General features: G+C 64.4%; 17 protein-coding genes. 3 read left to right on the top strand and 14 right to left on the bottom strand.

Annotated elements, in window-relative coordinates; all coding sequences use genetic code 11:
• Positions 1-36: 36 nt before the first annotated feature.
• Positions 37-504 carry a hypothetical protein gene (locus ACSMXN_RS02075; RefSeq protein WP_155958396.1) on the top strand — a complete coding sequence of 156 codons (468 nt, stop codon included), beginning with the start codon at positions 37-39 and terminating at the stop codon, positions 502-504.
• A gap of 6 nt (positions 505-510) precedes the next feature.
• Here ACSMXN_RS02075 and ACSMXN_RS02070 read toward each other — a convergent pair whose 3' ends face one another.
• From ACSMXN_RS02070 to tilS, 9 genes are all read right to left on the bottom strand, one after another.
• Entirely contained in the window at positions 511-1,998 is a 1,488-nt protein-coding gene (locus ACSMXN_RS02070; RefSeq protein ID WP_155958395.1) for a hypothetical protein, read from the bottom strand.
• Positions 1,999-2,145: 147 nt separating this feature from the next.
• A complete protein-coding gene (locus ACSMXN_RS02065; RefSeq protein WP_081649138.1) occupies positions 2,146-2,598 on the bottom strand; it encodes a DUF3180 domain-containing protein in 453 nt (150 codons plus the stop codon).
• A complete protein-coding gene (folK, locus tag ACSMXN_RS02060; RefSeq protein WP_027139509.1) occupies positions 2,595-3,116 on the bottom strand; it encodes a 2-amino-4-hydroxy-6-hydroxymethyldihydropteridine diphosphokinase in 522 nt (173 codons plus the stop codon). Before folK ends, ACSMXN_RS02065 begins: the two co-directional genes overlap by 4 nt.
• Positions 3,113-3,502, bottom strand: a complete 390-nt coding sequence (folB, locus tag ACSMXN_RS02055) for a dihydroneopterin aldolase (protein ID WP_035943996.1) — start codon at positions 3,500-3,502, stop codon at positions 3,113-3,115. Before folB ends, folK begins: the two co-directional genes overlap by 4 nt.
• Positions 3,502-4,344 (bottom strand): dihydropteroate synthase, encoded by an 843-nt coding sequence (gene folP, locus ACSMXN_RS02050; RefSeq protein ID WP_022913608.1) that lies wholly within the window; start codon positions 4,342-4,344, stop codon positions 3,502-3,504. Before folP ends, folB begins: the two co-directional genes overlap by 1 nt.
• A gap of 52 nt (positions 4,345-4,396) precedes the next feature.
• On the bottom strand, positions 4,397-4,969 hold the full coding sequence (gene folE / locus ACSMXN_RS02045) for a GTP cyclohydrolase I FolE (RefSeq protein ID WP_022913607.1): 573 nt from the start codon (positions 4,967-4,969) through the stop codon (positions 4,397-4,399).
• Between the two features lie 31 nt (positions 4,970-5,000).
• Entirely contained in the window at positions 5,001-7,529 is a 2,529-nt protein-coding gene (gene ftsH, locus ACSMXN_RS02040; protein ID WP_022913606.1) for an ATP-dependent zinc metalloprotease FtsH, read from the bottom strand.
• Between the two features lie 254 nt (positions 7,530-7,783).
• Complete coding sequence (gene hpt, locus ACSMXN_RS02035) at positions 7,784-8,332, bottom strand: hypoxanthine phosphoribosyltransferase (protein WP_022913605.1); 549 nt, start codon at positions 8,330-8,332, stop codon at positions 7,784-7,786.
• 138 nt (positions 8,333-8,470) lie between these two features.
• The gene (tilS, locus tag ACSMXN_RS02030; RefSeq protein ID WP_022913604.1) at positions 8,471-9,448 is read right to left on the bottom strand and encodes a tRNA lysidine(34) synthetase TilS; all 978 of its coding nucleotides are present in this window, start codon (positions 9,446-9,448) and stop codon (positions 8,471-8,473) included.
• Between the two features lie 101 nt (positions 9,449-9,549).
• Here tilS and ACSMXN_RS02025 point away from each other — a divergent pair, with 101 nt between their 5' ends.
• Complete coding sequence (locus ACSMXN_RS02025) at positions 9,550-9,900, top strand: rhodanese-like domain-containing protein (RefSeq protein WP_022913603.1); 351 nt, start codon at positions 9,550-9,552, stop codon at positions 9,898-9,900.
• Between the two features lie 83 nt (positions 9,901-9,983).
• Here ACSMXN_RS02025 and ACSMXN_RS02020 read toward each other — a convergent pair whose 3' ends face one another.
• Both ACSMXN_RS02020 and dacB read right to left on the bottom strand, forming a co-directional pair.
• Positions 9,984-11,030 (bottom strand): zinc-dependent metalloprotease, encoded by a 1,047-nt coding sequence (locus tag ACSMXN_RS02020; protein ID WP_022913602.1) that lies wholly within the window; start codon positions 11,028-11,030, stop codon positions 9,984-9,986.
• 65 nt (positions 11,031-11,095) lie between these two features.
• Positions 11,096-12,526, bottom strand: coding sequence for a D-alanyl-D-alanine carboxypeptidase/D-alanyl-D-alanine endopeptidase (gene dacB, locus ACSMXN_RS02015; protein WP_022913601.1), 1,431 nt, complete (start codon positions 12,524-12,526; stop codon positions 11,096-11,098).
• Between the two features lie 78 nt (positions 12,527-12,604).
• On the opposite strand from dacB, the gene ACSMXN_RS02010 reads away from it, so the two are divergent.
• Positions 12,605-13,102 (top strand): inorganic diphosphatase, encoded by a 498-nt coding sequence (locus ACSMXN_RS02010; RefSeq protein ID WP_027139506.1) that lies wholly within the window; start codon positions 12,605-12,607, stop codon positions 13,100-13,102.
• 66 nt (positions 13,103-13,168) lie between these two features.
• Here the strand turns inward: ACSMXN_RS02010 and ACSMXN_RS02005 are convergent, their stop codons facing one another.
• The 3 genes from ACSMXN_RS02005 to ACSMXN_RS01995 form a co-directional block, all read right to left on the bottom strand.
• The gene (locus ACSMXN_RS02005) at positions 13,169-13,744 is read right to left on the bottom strand and encodes a helix-turn-helix domain-containing protein (RefSeq protein WP_022913599.1); all 576 of its coding nucleotides are present in this window, start codon (positions 13,742-13,744) and stop codon (positions 13,169-13,171) included.
• Between the two features lie 164 nt (positions 13,745-13,908).
• Positions 13,909-15,585, bottom strand: a complete 1,677-nt coding sequence (locus tag ACSMXN_RS02000) for an MDR family MFS transporter (protein ID WP_022913598.1) — start codon at positions 15,583-15,585, stop codon at positions 13,909-13,911.
• Positions 15,578-16,111 carry a MarR family winged helix-turn-helix transcriptional regulator gene (locus tag ACSMXN_RS01995; RefSeq protein WP_155958394.1) on the bottom strand — a complete coding sequence of 178 codons (534 nt, stop codon included), beginning with the start codon at positions 16,109-16,111 and terminating at the stop codon, positions 15,578-15,580. Before ACSMXN_RS01995 ends, ACSMXN_RS02000 begins: the two co-directional genes overlap by 8 nt.
• Positions 16,112-16,201 lie beyond the last annotated feature (90 nt).

Genomic DNA, 16,201 nt, shown 5'->3' with positions numbered 1-16,201 from the left:
AGCCTAGTCGGGCCACTCGAGGTGCCTCCCGGGCCTGTGACGAACGAGCCAACCCCGGGCGAACGCCAGGTGACGGCACACCGCTATGCCTGCGGATACGCCCGCGGATATGCCTGCGGATATGCGGCGCCCGGGGGTGACTACACGGACCAGACACCTCCTGCACTAGTTTTCTCCGCTGTGACAGATCTACAGGCGCAGGTGGCAGCAGCCGCTGACCGCGCCGGCACCCACTCGACCGCACCCGCCCTGCTCCTGCAACTACAGGCAGCCCTCGGCGTGCTGGCCGCGACCGCGGACCGCGCGACCGAGGGCGGCAGGCGTCCCTATCGCGTGAGCGACGACTGGGCGGCGCAACTCAGCGAGTTGGCGTACCTGAGCTATCTGCTCGCCGATCAGACCGGCGTGTCGATCGAGACCGAGGTGTTGGCGTTGGCTGCGCGGCGAAACACCGCAGCCTCGGGCGATGCGGACACGATCGAGACCCAGCGGGACTGGATCTGAGGCTCGCTAGAGCTGATGCAACCGCGACATCAGGTCGTCGGGGGCGTCATCGGGGGCACGCCGCCGTCCGGAAGCCGTAGCTCCGGCAGGTTCGTCCGGTTTTTCGTCATCGGCGGACGGAGCCGACTCGGCTGCATCTGAGCCCGAATCGAAGCCCGCAGCGCGACGCCGCCCGACGTATTTGGGGTCTTCAGCCAGCACAACTTCGGGGTCGGGTGCGCGGCGCTTGCCTGACTTGCGATCCTTCGCGTCCTTAACGTCCTTAGCCTCCTTAGCGTCCTTAACGTCCTTAGCAGCCTTGGCGGCACTGACGTCTTTGAGGTCGCGGGCCCGTTCGTCGGCGGCGATCTCCTCTGCGGAGTCCTTGGCGTCATTGACGGTGCTGTTTGCGGCTAGCGGGCCGCTTGCTGCCAGCGGCGGATCCAGCAGATCTGCTAGTTCGTCCGGCAACGGCGTGAGCCGCGGCAGGTCTGCAAACGGGTCTCGGCGCATCCTCGGCGGTTCAGCTGGCGGCGAGCTTGCCGGCGTGGGGGCGGGGGTCACGGGCGCCGCCGGCGGCGGCGCTGGGCTGGGTGACGGCGTTGCTGGGGCCTGCGCGCTGCGGGCCGATTCTTGCTCGACCACCTCTGGCTGGGCGAGCCGGGCTTCGAACGTCTCTACCTCGACTACTTCGGCGTCGACAATGTCATCGGTGTCGGGTGCGGCCGTGACATTGGCGCGGCCCGATTGGGGTCCGGCAGAACGAGCGGGTTCCGTGCCTGCGCGCCCGGCCTGGGGATCGACATCCAGCTTCGGCGCTTGCGAGCCCCAAGGAGTCGGCTGACCGCCCGCGACGGGACCGGACGGAGCTGATGACGTCCGGGCAAAGTGTTGCGGGGCCGCGAGGCTCTCTTGGCTGCCACCGAGGCGGCGGATCTCGTTCTGCAGGGCTTCAAGGTCCGAGGCGATGACTCGGGTGGTCTCGATCCGCTCCAGCCGTAGCTGACCTCCGAGCTTGTCCACGACCTCGGCACGTAGCGAGGCGACCTCTTCACGTAGCGAACCGAGATGCTCGGACAGGATCCGCTCGACCTCACCGCGTAAGGCGATTTCGAGTCTGAAGTCGGCCTCACGTCTGGCCGCCACCTCGCGCGCCAGCTGTACTTCGCCGAATCGGCGAAGTTCGAGTTCTTGGGAAGCCCTTACCTCGCGGACCGCCTGAAGCTGGGCGTCGTGCAGTCTCGCGATTTGCTCGTGTGCCTCTTGCAGCGTTGCCGCGTGCAACGCCGCTTCGCGCTGCAGGGCAGCTTGTTGCTGGGCTCGGCGGCCACCGAAGATCACTGGTGCAGCGAGGAAAACCGCCCAGGCGCCGAGCAGAATTCCGATCGAGGACTGCTTCGCTGATGTTGAAAATGCAACTAGGTAAACAGCCGACGCACCTAGCGCGACTGCCACACAGATTGCCGCGATACGCCAAAACCCACCTCGGGATCTAGGTTTGTCTCGGCGTGACATGCGGGGAGTCTAGCGAGAGAATGTGAGACAAGGGCCGGTCCGGCACGACGCGCTGAACGATCGGCCACCGGAAACGGTCAAACAGCAACGAGTCAAACGCGCTTGAGCGCGGATTCACCTGGGCGGCTGAGAAGTCCCTCAGCGAATTCAGTCGCGCCGATCGCGATTCGGATCGATACCGGCCCGTTCCAAGACCAAGCCCGCAGCCGCCAGCGCCGCCGACGCGACCAGCAGGACCACTCCAACCCACAGGTCGTGGTTCGCTGCGGTCGTGCGGGACGAATCTGGCTGCACTTTAACGATCAACGCGAAGGCTGCTCCCGCGATGCCCGAGCCAACGAGCGAGGACGCCTTTCCCAGCGCCACCGATCGCGCGATCGCCAGAGCGGTCATCGGCCGCGCGCTGGCCGCATGCCGCACGGCCAACCGCACTCGACGCGCGATCACGAACTCAGCTATCGCCAGGGCACCGATCGGCACCGCGGTGAACCACTCGAAGGGCGGCAACGAGCTGTAGGTCAGTTTCAACAACACGTACACCACGGCCGCCACACCGATGAACGGCAGCAGGATGTCGGACGCGCTCGTACGCCGCATCATGGCAGCAGCTCGATTCCTGGCACCAGCCGCACGGCCTCGACCTCTGACGGGGGCAGGGCCTGCATGAGGTCCAACACAGAGCCGTATCCGACCAGGAAGGCCTCTGGGTCCAACGCCCACCAAGGCACCAGGACGAAGGCTCGTTCAGCGGCTCGTGGATGCGGCAAGGTCAACACCGGATCGTCACTGATCACTTCGTCGGTTGCATCGCCGCTGCCGGCATTGACGCTCACGATGTCGACATCGAGTGTCCGCGGCCCCCAGCGCAGCTCACGTGTTCGTCCGGCCGCCTGCTCGCAGGCATGCCCACGCGCGAGCCAATCGTGGGCGTCGGCCTCGCTATCGGCAACGATGAGCACAGCGTTGAGAAACTCCGGCTGGTCGACCGGGCCCCAGGCAGGCGTGCGGAATACCGGTGACACGCCAACGAGATATGGGGAAAACGCCTTTACCGCGGACTGCAGATAAACCTGCGGATCCCCCTGGTTCGACCCGATCGACAGCACCGCCCGACTCATTGGGTTTCCTCGGCCCGCTCTCGCCGGATGGTCACCGCCACGTCGGAGAAACTCAGCGGGATCGGCGCTTGGGGTTTGTGTACGGTTACCGTCGCGGCCGAAACACGTTGATCGGAAAGGCATACCGCCATCAGCCGTTGTACCAGCGTCTCGAGCAGGTTCACCGGCTCGCCCGAAATCACGGCCGCCAACCCCTCGGCGAGTTCGCCGTAGTGCACGGTGTCACCGACATCGTCGCTGCCTGCCGCCGGGCGGGTATCCAACTCCAAGGCGACGTCCACCACAAAGTCCTGGCCGTCTCGTCGTTCGAAGTCGAATACGCCGTGATAGCCGCGAACCCTCAATCCTTCCAGGCGGATCACGTCGGGAGTCGGTGAGTGCTGCATCATCGTGCACTCCTGATGGCGGCAGCGACGAGAGCCGCGTCGACGCTCGGCAGGACATCGTGCACTCGCACGCCCCAGACGCCGTTGAGTGCTGCGAACGTCGTCAATGCTGTGGTCGCGTCCTCTCGCCCAGATGTCGGTCGGACCTGCCCGTTTGGGTCCGCGAGCAAACGGCCGAGAAAGGACTTGCGCGATGCTCCGAGTAGTACCGGCAGGCCGAGGCCGGTGATCGCCTCCAGATGCGAGAGCAACCCCCAGTTGTGTTCAGCATTCTTGGCAAAGCCTAAACCCGGATCAAGCACCAACTGCTCCTCGCCGACGCCGGCGGCCAAGGCGTCCTCCACCCGCTGTGACAGCTCGCTGCGAACGTCTGCGACCACATCGTCGTAGTGGGCAAGGTCAGCCATCCGGTCCGAGTGCCCGCGCCAGTGCATGATGATCCACGGGCAGCCGGTGTCCTTGACCACTCTGGCCATATCCGGATCGCCGAGGCCGCCGGAAACATCGTTGACGATCGAGGCCCCCGCCGCCAGCGCCAATTCAGCGACCACCGCGCGGTAGGTGTCTACGCTGACCACGATTCCCTCGGCGCTCAGCCGTTCGATCACCGGCAGGACGCGACGGGCTTCTTCCTCAGCGGCGACCCGTTGCGCGCCGGGCCGAGTCGATTCGCCCCCGACATCGACGAGGTCAGCTCCTTCAGCGACCATTGTCTTGGCGTGCTTTACCGCGGCGTCGAGATCTGCGTACCGACCGCCGTCGGAGAAGGAATCGGGCGTGACGTTGAGAACGCCGATCACGATGATTCGATCTGTGCGCCGCGGTACCGCCGTTATCGACATCGGTGCACCGTGCGCACAACGCAGCCAGCTGAGAGCACAGACATCGCGGCGCTTACCTGCCGAGGATCAGGTTCAGCGCCTCGGCGCGGGTCCGGGGATCGCTCTGGAAGATGCCACGAACGGCCGAGGTCATGGTGCGGGAACCAGGTTTGCGGATACCGCGCATCGCCATACAGAGATGCTCGGCTTCTACGACCACGATCACCCCGCGGGGCTCGAGCTTGCGCATCACCGCGTCCGCGACTTGCGAGGTCAGCCGCTCCTGCACTTGCGGCCGTTTGGAGTAAAGGTCGACGACCCTCGCCAACTTCGACAAGCCGGTGATTCGACCGTCCAGACCCGGTACATAACCGACCGCAGCCGTGCCGTGCCAGGGCACCAGGTGATGCTCACAGGTCGAATACAGCGGGATGTCCTTCACGACTACCAACTCGTCGTGGTGCTCGTCGAACGTCGTTTGCAGCACGTCGTCAGGATCGACATGCAGGCCCGCGAAGATCTCTTGATAAGAGCGGGCGACCCTGGCCGGGGTGTCCTTGAGCCCTTCGCGTTCGGGATCTTCCCCGACAGCGATGAGCAACTCCCGAACGGCGCGCTCGGCCCGCTCCTGATCGAACTCAGTCATTGCAAATCTCCGCCGCTAGGGCCAGCAAACGTCAGCGTGATTCGCCGCTGGGCTGATCGTCCGAATCGTTGGGAGGAACGTCGCGAACCACTGGAAGTACCTGGGTCGAGGGGTCGCTCGGCGGATATGGCGGCACGACCGGGTACGACTCGGTCGGTGAGTGCTGCTGCCCGGGCGGCTGTTGCGGGTTGGGTTGCTGGCCGCTCGGTCCGGGTGCGGGCGGCGGCGGCGGCTGATATTGCGAATACTGGGGCGCCGTCGGAGCCTGCGGTGGCGGTGCTTGATATTGGGGTGCTTGGTGTTGGGGCGCTTGGTACTGCGGTGATTGGTGTTGGGGCGCTTGGTACTGCGGCGCTTGGTATTGCGGCGCTTGCTGCTGCGGCGGCGGGTACTGACCTGACGGGGGTGCCGGCGGGTACTGACCTGACGGGGGCGCCGGCGGGAAAGGCTGGCCGCCCGGCATGGTCACAGACTCCTGAGCGCGATCGGCCGGCTGGTCGCCGGGATGTGCCTGGTAGCCGTTGCCATAGCCCGAGCCGTTGCCGGTGTAGCCGCCCACGCCGCCCGCGACCGGAGCGCCGTTGGACGAGCCAACCGGAGCGCCGTTCACCGACGGAACTGGCGTCCCGTTCTGGCCATAGTTGGCGGGAGCCTGTCGGACCGTAGCCGGAATCTCGATCGGCGGACGGTCAGAGGGAGTCCGCTTGCCGAAGCCGGCAAAGGTGTTGTGCGGCGGCCGCTTACGTACCGGCGCCAGAATGCGGTCTAGATCCTCTTTGTTCAACGTCTCACGCTCGGCCAGCTCGAAGACAAGCGAATCGAGCACGTCGCGGTACTGAACGAGGATCTCCCATGCTTCGTCGTGCGCGCCTTCGATGAGGCCACGAACCTCTTCGTCGATCCACGACGCGATCTCTTCGGAGTAGTCGCGTTGATGGCCGTAGTCACGTCCCATGAAGGGCTCAGAATCGGACGTGCCGTACTTGACCGCGCCCAGCCGGGAACTCATGCCGTACTCGGTCACCATCGCCCGGGCGAGGGCAGTGGCCTTCTCGATGTCGTTGGACGCGCCGGTAGTCGGCTCGTGGAAGACCAGCTCTTCAGCAGCGCGGCCACCGAGGGCGTAGACGAGTTGATCCAGGATCTCGGCGCGCGTCTGGGTGTAGCGGTCTTCCAGCGGGAGCACGAGCGTGTGCCCGAGCGATCGCCCACGCGGCAGGATCGTCACCTTGTGCACTGGGTCGAGGTTCGGCATCGCCCACGCGGCGAGGGCATGTCCACCCTCGTGGTACGCCGTCACACGCTTCTCTTTGTCGCTCATCGCACGGGTCTTGCGTTCCGGCCCAGCGATGACTCGATCAATGGCCTCTTCGAGTGCGAGGTTGGTGATCAGCCGACCATTGTGCCGGGCGGTCAGCAGCGCGGCCTCATTGATCACGTTGGCCAAGTCGGCCCCCGTGAAACCCGGAGTACGCCGAGCGATGGTGTCCAAGTCGACGTCCGGGGCGAATGGCTTGCCCTTGGCGTGCACCTCGAGGACGGCCTTACGGCCGATGATGTCCGGCGGTGACACGGCGATCTGGCGGTCGAAACGACCGGGCCGCAACAACGCTGGGTCAAGGATGTCAGGACGGTTCGTCGCTGCGATCAGAATGACGGTGCCCTTGACGTCGAAGCCGTCCATCTCAACCAGCAACTGGTTGAGCGTCTGCTCGCGCTCGTCGTGGCCGCCACCCATTCCAGCGCCGCGGTGCCGACCAACTGCATCGATCTCATCGACAAAGACGATGGCCGGGGCATTTGCCTTGGCTTGTTCGAACAGATCCCGGACGCGGCTCGCACCAACACCCACGAACATCTCAACGAAGTCCGAACCGGAGATTGAGTAGAACGGCACGCCGGCCTCACCGGCGACGGCGCGGGCAAGCAGCGTCTTACCGGTACCGGGCGGCCCATAGAGCAGGACGCCCTTGGGGATCTTCGCCCCGATCGCTTGATATCTGGCGGGATTGGAAAGGAACTCTTTGATCTCATGCAGTTCTTCGATCGCTTCGTCCGCGCCCGCGACGTCAGCGAAAGTGGTCTTCGGTGTGTCCTTACTGACCAGCTTGGCCTTGGATCGACCGAAGCTCATGACCTTGGAGCCGCCACCCTGCATGCTGGACATGACCCAGAACAGGACGCCACCGATCAAGATGATGGGCAAGAAGTTGAAGAGCAGCGTGACGAGAACACTCTCGTGGCTGATCTTGGTGGTGAAAGTGGCGCCGTTGGACTTCAGAAGGTCTTCGGTAAGCGTCTGTGTGAAGTTCGAGGGGTAGGACGCGCTGATCTTGGTCTTGCCGTCGAACGGAGCCTTGAGATCGAGATCTACCGATTGCTCTTTGTCATGGATGGTCGCGTTCTTGACGTTGTTCGAAGTGATCTGCGCGATCGCGTCCGAGGTCTTGACCGACTTGTAGTCGGTACCAGAGCGCAGCGCTGTAGGCAGGACCAGGACGAGGATGACTGCGAGGGCAATCCACAGCATCGGAGAGCGAACGAGGCGCTTACGATCCATAATGCGTCCGTCCAGTCACTAGAGACCGGACGTTTCCTCCTGATCAGTGCCGATAAATGCTGGGTCGGACGGTACACGGGGCTTGCTGTCCTTGCATTTGAACGCTACGCACGCCCCGGTAGTTCCTGATCACCGACCCTGAATCGCCTAAGACACACCCCCAGTTTAAATGGCCGGACGGTATTCGCCACCGAGGTTGGTAAATCGGGTGGTCGCCATGGCCGCTCAGTCGTATACCGGTTCCTGTAAGACGGCTAGCCGCCGTAGACGGAAGGCTTGAGTAGTCCGATATAGGGCAAATCGCGATATCTCTCCGCGTAATCGAGGCCGTATCCGACGACGAACTCGTTCGGAATGTCGAAGCCGATGTATTTCACCGGCACCTGGACCTTGATCGCGTCAGGCTTGCGGAGCAGGGCCACGACCTCCACAGACGCCGGATTGCGGGCCTGCAGGTTCTTCAGCAGCCACGACAGCGTCAGACCTGAGTCGATGATGTCCTCGACGATCAAGATGTCGCGCCCGCTCACGTCCCGATCCAGGTCCTTGAGGATCCTGACCACGCCGGAGGAGGTCGTGGACGAGCCGTAGGAGCTGCAGGCCATGAATTCCATGGCGGACGGGCGCGACAACGCGCGCGCCAGATCGGACATGAAGATCACGGCGCCCTTCAGAACGCCGACCAGCAAAGGTTCGCGATCGGCGTAATCGGCGTCGATCTGGGCTGCGAGCTCGGCGATCTTTGCCTGGATTCGATCGGCTGAGATCAACGTGGCTTCAATGTCGTCGTCGAGGACGGACACGCGTAACTCCTGTCGGTGAAGCGGCGGGCACGGCGCCGCATCAGTTGGCTTCATCATCTGGCTGAACGAGGCTGGCTGCATAGGTGAGGCTGGATGGTTGGGGTGCATCCCTGAGTGAGTAGGTAGGGCCGGTGAGCACTACCGGAATAGCTCCAGCGTGCCAGACGACCGTTTGACCCGGTATCCGCCCGGCAGATCGATCGGACCTTGCCCCCGCCAGTCACTGATCAACTTGCACAACTCCCGCACATGAGGTGCGGTCAGTGGCTGCGCTCCGGCTTGTTCGGCCCATCGCTTCAAGGCTCGCGATTGGATGGCCAGATGCCGGCCGGAGAGGGCGGTCACCGACAACACCTGCGCATCGGCGTCTGAATCGATGGTCGCCGCGGCCAATGCCGCCGCGGCCAGCTCGTCCAAAGCGTCCAGATCTTGTTGCCACTGGCTGGCCGTCCTGGCCAACGCCTCGACGACTCCGCCGGCGAGTACGTCCTCGAGCAAGGGCAGGACCTCGTGTCGCAGCCGGACCCTTCGAAACCGGGTCTCGTGATTGTGCGGGTCGTCCCACACCGGCAGCCCGAGCGCGCGGCAGGCGGCGGCGGTTTCGGCGCGGCGCAGACCGAGCAACGGTCTGAGATAGCCACGATCGTCGGGCCGCATTCCGGCGATCGATCGCGGTCCGGAACCCCGTCCGAGTCCTAACAGAACGGTCTCGGCCTGGTCATCGGCGGTATGGCCCAGCAGCACGAGGGCTGGGGGCTGCGAGGCCGTCCGGGCCCGTTCGAGCGCTTCGTAGCGGGCAGTCCGCGCGGCGGCCTCCGGACCGCCGTCGATGCCGACCGTGACGGCGACGGCCGCCACCGGGTCGAAGCCGAGTTCGTAGCCGATTGCGGCAACGCCCGCGGCGCGCACCGCAGACTCGGCCTGCAGGCCGTGATCGATCGTGATCAATCCAGCAGACCGTCCGGTCTTGGCGCACTCGAAAGCCGCAGCCGCGGCGAGTGCGAGCGAATCGGCTCCGCCTGAACAGGCAACGATCACCGCAACGTCAAGCGGGTGCCGGCTCAGTGCCTGCCGAACGGCCAGCCTGACGGCGGCTACCGCAGGATCGGGGCCCATGTCGCTTATCTTGCTTCATCGATCGGCCCAGGTCAGTCACCGGCCTGCCCGAATCATCGGCCCGCGAGCGCGTCCGTGCCGCATCGCGTTAGCGTGGTGACATGCATCCAGCGCACTCCAGCTCCGATCAACCGACCGAGATTTCAGCACGTGCCGCCGCCGAGCTGACCAGCACTCCAGGCGAGGGCTCACCACGAAACCTGCTGCTCGACGTGCGCGAAGCTGACGAATGGGCCGCGGGCCACGCCCCGCAGGCGGTGCATATACCGATGTCCGAACTCAACTCGCGCAGCAGCGAAATTCCGACCGACCAGACGATCATCTGCGTGTGCCACGTCGGTGGTCGCTCAGCCGTGGTCGCGGACGCGCTGAACCGAGCCGGCTGGACTGCCCTCAATCTCACCGGCGGCATGAATGCCTGGGAAGACGCTGGGCTCCCCGTCGTCCGCTAACCCACAACAGCCACAAAACCCCCGAATCGTGTAACGCTCGGCACCGCATAGGTGCCGAGCGTTACACGATTCGCCAGGTTTGATCAGCCGTGAACGCGCTTGACCCAGTCCGCGGGCGCAGTGATCTCGGCCTTCGTCGGCAGCGTGGACGGCGATGACCACACCGCGTTGAAGCTGTCCAGGCCGACCTGGTCCACCACGGATCGGACGAACTGCGAACCCTGGGTGTACTGCCGAGTCTTGGCGTCCATGCCGAGCATCTTCTTGAGCAACCGATCCAAGGGATTGCCGCCGCGCCTTCGACGCGCTGCGAACTTCTTCTCGATGGCGGCTTGGGACGGTATTACCGACGCGTCCACCGCGTTCATGACGTACTCGGCGTGACCTTCAACAAGCGACATGAATCCGGTGATGCGATCCAACACCGCCCGCGCCTCAGGTGAGGCCAGCGTCGTCATGATGCCGCCGCCGTTCCCGTTTCCCTTTGCAGCCTTGGCCATTTCGCTCATGGCAGCTTTGAACCGATCGAGCAGTGCATCCGGATCGATGTCCAGGGCTTCGGTCAGCGCACCGATCTCGTCGAGCATGTGCTGGCGAAGCCACGGCACCGCGGTGAACTGGACGCGGTGCGTCACCTCATGCAAACAGACCCACAACCGGAAGTCGGACGGATCAACTCTGAGATTCTGTTCTACCGAGACGATATTCGGTGCGACCAGCAGCAATTGCCCTTTGTCTATTGAGAAGAACTCGTACTGACCCAGGACTTTGCCGGAAAGGAATGCAAGGATTGCCCCGGCTTGCGCGCCAGTGGTGCGACCGCCGATCGCACCGGCGATCCGCCCCGGCTGCTTGTGTGCCGTGAGCTTCTCGGTGAGCGGATCCATCACCGTCGACATGCTTGCGATATTCGCCGCGACCCACCCCGGGCGGTCAACCACCAGGGTGACCGCCGTCACCGCAGGCTCGGTCAACCGCGTCAGCTCGGCCACGTGGTGTGCCGCGCGGTCAGTGGCAACCCTCAGTTCGGCAACGACCGCTGCCGCTTCACCAGCGCTCACCTGCGGTGGCGCGGGAGACAGTGATCGCGCCGCGCGTTCGGCGACTGACCAGTCGATCAAAGAAGACATCTGTCCAACCTAGGCGATGATGCGTTCGCAGGTGTGGCGTCCACCGCGATCTATCAGTGGATCTATCAGCGACAGCCACAACCAGCCAGCGTGCTGACCGCCGCATCGAAGGCATCACGGGCGGCTGGTGAATTCACGTCGCCACCGGGCACCTGATCGGCGACGAAGGAGAACACGAGCATCCGCCCATCGGCGTCGGTCACCAGTCCCGCGATGGCGGAGACGCCGGTGAGGCTTCCGGTCTTGGCTCGGACGACGCCCGCCGCGTTGCTGGACGTGCCGGTGAATCGGCCCTGTTCCACCAGCGTGCCGTCCCAACCGGCCACCGACAGCGCGGCCACGATCGGACGAAGTTGCGGCTGCTGTGGCCCGACTGCCTTGAGCAGCACCTGACCGAGGGTGCCCGCCGGGATGCGGTCTTGCGCGGACAGGCCGCTGCCGTCCTTCATCCCGCTGCCAACGTTGATGCCCAGACCAGCGAGCGTGGCCGAGATCGCCGCCGCGCTGTCGGTGAAGGTGGCGGGGCGATGGGTGGCGATGGCTACCTGCCGGGCCAGAACCTCTGCGATGACGTTGTCGGAATCGCTGAGCATCTGCTCGACCAGACTGCCGACCGGAGCCGAACTCACGCTGCCGAGCACCTTCGCTCCGGCCGGGGCGACGCCACGGCTCACAGCGGGGCCGCCGGGCAACGCCGCCGCGAGTGCCTGGCCGGCCGCGAGGTCCGGGGTGCCGGATCGATTGGGCGAATCTGGGCTGTCCCTTCCGGCGTCCACCATTGTCGAGGTGATCGGGCTGGCATAGCTCGAAGGTGCATCGTCACTCGCCCAGCCCAGCGCCGTTTCCGGACCGGCAAACAGCGAGCCGTCCACCAGCACCTGCGTTATCGGTGTTCCGGCCGCTGCCTTCGCCACCGCGGCCGCGAGATCTGAAATTCGCGCCGCCTCGGCGTACTCGGTTGGCTTGCCGGCCGGTGCGGCGCTCAGCGTCGGATCCCCGCCACCGACGAGCACGACGGTGCCTGGAGTGCTCCCGGCCAGGACTCTGGTCACGAATCGGTCGCTGGCCTTGTGAACCGTGAGCAGTGCGGCCGCCGTCAGCAGCTTGCTGGTCGACGCCGGTGCGACCGAGTCAGTAGCGCCCTGGTCGAGCAGTACGCCGCCGGTTGACGCGTCGTACACCTGGGCCGATACCGACGGGCCCAGACCTGCGGCGGCGAGCGCGCCGGTCAGGGCGGCTTTGATGCCGGCCGGCGTCGGTGCGGGGGCGTTCGCAGCCGGCCCGGCGATTGCCGATGGCGGTGCGGTGACCTCTGACAGGGCCGCCTTGCCATCAGCGGGTACCGCGGTCGGCGCCGGGATCGCGATCTCATGGAAGTTTCGGTTCGCCAGATATTGCCGGCTCTGTCCGACACCGACGTACAGACCGGCGCCGATCAGGACGGCCACCATGACCAGCAGCACAACCCTGGTTGCCCGGGCGCCGGAAGCAGTCACGGTAGGTCACACTAATGACTGTCACCTGTATGTCGGCAATGAGGTTCGCCATGGATTTTAAGAGAGGACACCGTGATGGTGGAGTTCGACGTCCTGATCGAGATTCCGAAGGGCAGCCGCAACAAGTACGAGGTCGACCATGAGACGGGCCGGATTCGCCTCGACCGCGTGCTGTTCACCTCGACTCAGTACCCAGCGGATTATGGCTACATCGAAGACACCCTGGGCGAAGACGGTGACCCACTCGACGCCCTGGTGATCATTCACGGCAGCCCGCTGTTTCCCGGGGTGCTGGTGAATTGCCGGGCTATCGGCATGTTCCGGATGACCGATGAGAAGGGCGGGGACGACAAAGTGCTGTGCGTGCCGGCGCACGACCCGAGGCTCGAGCACCTGCGCGACATCCACAACGTCCCGGAGTTCGACCGGCTCGAGATTCAGCACTTCTTCGAGGTCTACAAGGATCTCGAACCAGGTAAGAGCGTCGAGGGCGCAAGTTGGGTGGGCCGCGTCGAGGCCGAGGCCGAGATCGCCGCGAGCCGCCAACGGCTGAAGGACAACCCCGACTACCACTAGCCCCCGATTAGCCCGTTTGCCCTTAACGCGATTGGGCCCCAGCGCGATTTGGCCACAGCGCGGTTGTCAGGTCTCGCTTGACAGTGAGCCCGTGATCAGATCGTCGGCCCGCAGATCGTCGATGAATCGCTCCAGACTCGCATTGTGGATCGCGGCCAGCCGGGGTAGGTCCCGGGCGCGCAGCGCAACGAATCGCCGCCGCGGGCCCTGCCGAGCCTGCTGCACCGCAACGACGAACCGATCCAGACGCGGCCAGCGCTGCGATTCGGCCAGCCGTTGGCTATCGATCGTGATCGAACCGCCATTGCCTTCGGCAACGTTTGGTTCCTCCTGGATGAGATCGATGACCGACACCCGGTAGAAATGTGCCAACGCGAACAGCCCGACGGCTGTCATGACCCGCTCCCCGCGCTCGTAGGTACCCAGCGCGGTGGCAGACCACCTGCCCTCCGATAGCCGGGCGACGTCGGCACGCGTCCAATTTCGGCCTTCGCGGATCGAACGAATCCGTCGGCCCAGCTCCGCAACGTCCAATGATCGATCAGGCTGAGAGGCTGTGCCACCGTCGAGGTCAGCTAGGTCGTCGATCTCTCCCGGCTCGTCCGCGGTAAAAGCAGTGAAAGGGGTGCGCTCGTGCTGCATCGTCACGTTGAATCTTTCGCTGTGGTGTCTAGGTCTCCGTCTAGACGCCGCAGCGTGACTCTGATGACGCCAACGCATGGTGCGGCCCGAGTTTCCGGTCGCGTTGACTCAGACCGGAAACTCGGGCCGCACTATGCAGTGACGGGTAGGGCTAACTGGTAGGGCTAAAAGGCAACGCTTTCCATGCTGGCTTCCTCACGTGCCGCTGCCCGCTCCGCAGCCTGAGCCTCCAGGCCGGATTCGGTTCGCAGCTTCACTTCCTTGAGGAAGAAACTCAGGATGAAGGCGGGTATCACGACGATCGCCGCGATCAGGAACACCTTGTCCATGGCACCGGCGAAACCTGAGAGGAACGGTTCGCGGAGTATCGCCGCGCCGTGCTGCAAGAAACTGGTGTCGTTGAGCTGGCTGGTCGAGCCGGCCTTCATGGCTTCCAGCGCCCTGGCGATCGAGCCGTTAGCCGGATCACGCAACGCATCCTGGAAAGCCGGTGACTGAGACGCCGCCTGAACATTCGTACTGACCTTGCTCGCGGCTCCGGAGAAGAAGATCGTCAAGAACACCGCCGTGCCGAACGTGCCGCCCATCGACCGGAAGAAAGTCGCGGACGAGGTTGCCACGCCCATCTGGGATGCCGGTACCGAGTTCTGCGTCGCGAGCACCAGTGTCTGCATCGACAGGCCCAGCCCAGTACCCACCAGGAACATCAGCGGTGCCAGGTGCAGGTAGCTCGTCGTGTCGGTGATCCGCGAGAGGCCGAAGAGCGCGACTGTCAGGATGCCGGTGCCGAGGATCGGGAATGCCTTGTAGCGGCCGGTCCTCGAGGTGATGAAGCCGGACAACAAGGCGAACGTGATCATGCCCAGCATCATGGGCAGCAGCGAAAGGCCAGATTTTGTCGGGCTGAAACCCTTGACGATCTGCATGTACAGCGGCAGGCAGATGATGCCACCGAACATTCCCATGCCGATGATGAAGTTCATCAGCGACGCCAGCCTGAATACGGGGTGCCGGAACATCCGCAGCGGCAGGATCGCCTCGTCACCGACCTTGCTCTCGACCCAGATGAACGCGGCGATCAGAGCGGCACCGAGCGCGTAGAAAATCAGCGACTGGGTCGAGGCCCAACCCCAGTCTCGTCCCTGCTCAGCGACCAGCAGCAACGAGGTCACGCCGAGGACGAGCAGACCCGCGCCCAAGTAGTCGATCCTGTGGTTCTTGCGAATGTGCGGCAGGTTCAGGTATTTGCTGACCACCGCGAGGGCGACGATGCCGATCGGCAGGTTGACGTAGAACACCCAGCGCCAGCCGTCCACACCGAGCAGATGGTCCTGCCCGGCGAGCAGGCCACCCAGCACCGGACCGGCCACCGAAGACAGCCCGAACACGGCCATGAAGTAGCCCTGGTACTTCGCCCGCTCACGCGGCGGGACGATGTCGGCGACGATCGCGAGGGCGAGCGCCATCAAACCACCGGCGCCCAGACCCTGCAGGGCACGGAACGCGGCGAGTTCAATCATCGAATTCGACATGCCGCTGAGCACCGAGCCGACCAGGAAGATCGAGATTGCGAACAGGTAGAACCGCTTGCGGCCGTACATGTCGCTCAGTTTTCCGTACAGCGGAGTGGAGACAGTCGAGGTAACCAGGTACGCGGTGGTGGCCCAGGCCTGGTTGGTCTGGCCGTTCAGCTTGTCGGCGATGGTTCGCATTGCAGCGGAGACAATGGTTTGGTCGAGTGCTGCGAGAAACATCCCGAGCAAGAGTCCGGACAAGATCAGCATGATCTGCCGGTGAGTGAGCCGACCGGACGGAGCCGGCAGCGTTTGGGTTTCAGCCATGATTGAGTTCCTGTTCCACTTCCTCGGCGTTTTGGGCGCCGTACTTCTCGGTTGCCTCGTTCAGCTGGCCCAAGAGCCGGCCGAAAGTCACGATGTCGTCATGGCTCCATCCACCTAGCAGCCGTTCCATCCGCCGCCGGCGCCCATCGGACAAGCGCTGCATCAGATTCACGCCGGCTTCGGTGGCGTGCAGCTGAATAGCTCGGCGGTCGTCCGGGTCCGGCTCGCGACTGAGCAAGCCGGCCTTCTCCAGGTCAGCGACCTGCCGGGACATCGTGGACGGATCAAAACCCGTCCGCTCAGCAATGGCGCTCAGCCTGGACGGTCCGCAGGCGGAGAGCACGCCGAGCACCATCAGCGCCATCCGGTCGATCCGGTTGCCGTTGATCTGATTCTGGTATCGAGCCAGGCTGGTCATCATCACGGCGAACTGTTGTTCCACCGTCCCGATGGCGTCAGATGAATCAGGTCCACACCCCGCTACCGGGGCTGCGGCCTCTCCGTCAGATTTAGATGCATGCGACACACAAATAAAAATAGATGCATGCTGCAACTAATGTCAAACGCTTACGGCTCTTTGTGATCATGAACGCATTTCAGCGAGCCGGGCTCGACT

The organism is Parajatrophihabitans canadensis, from assembly GCF_053764775.1.
This window is presented reverse-complemented; position numbering and strand designations above follow the sequence as displayed.